This window comes from Bradyrhizobium sp. Kon56, assembly GCF_055807635.1.
Window position 1 is genome coordinate 1 of record NZ_JBVVOU010000110.1, and the last position, 710, is coordinate 710.

Consider the following 710-nt stretch of genomic DNA (forward strand, 5'->3'; position numbering starts at 1 on the left):
CGAACACACCCGGGTCACGCACGTAGTCGAGCAGGTCGTTGCTCTCGTTGTAGTGAATGCCCAGGCTTTGCTCCTGGATGAACGCGTTGTAGCAAACGGCATCCAGTTGCAGGCAGGCGGCGAGGGCAATCGGGCCCAGCGGGCAGTGCAGGGCCCGCGCCACGTCGTAGGCCTCGGCCTTGTTGGCGATCTTGCGGGTCTCGGTGATGCCGCCGGCGTGGGAAGCATCCGGCTGGATGATGTCGACATAGCCTTCGCTGAGCACGCGCTTGAAGTCCCAGCGCGAGAACAGGCGCTCGCCCAGGGCGATCGGGGTGCTGGTCAGCGGTGCCAGTTCCTTGAGGGCCTCGTAGTTCTCGCTGAGCACCGGCTCTTCGATGAACATCAGCTTGTACGGGTCAAGCTCCTTCATCAGGACCTTGGCCATGGGCTTGTGTACCCGGCCATGGAAGTCGACGCCGATGCCCACGTTAGGCCCGACCGCATCGCGCACGGCAGCGACGTTGGCCAGGGCCAGGTCGACTTTTTCGAAGCTGTCGACAAACTGCAGCTCCTCGGTGCCGTTCATTTTCACCGCAGTGAAACCTCGCGCCACGGCTTCTTTGGCGGCGCGGGCGGTGTCGGCCGGGCGGTCGCCACCGATCCACGAATACACGCGGATCTTGTCACGCACCTGGCCGCCCAGCAGGTCACTGACCGAAACGCCCAGG

1 protein-coding gene is annotated in these 710 nt (G+C 64.2%); it reads right to left on the reverse strand.

Annotated elements, in window-relative coordinates:
• Nucleotides 1-710: galactonate dehydratase (dgoD, locus tag AC0L3B_RS38165; protein WP_473382699.1), on the reverse strand; the 710-nt coding region annotated here is incomplete at both ends.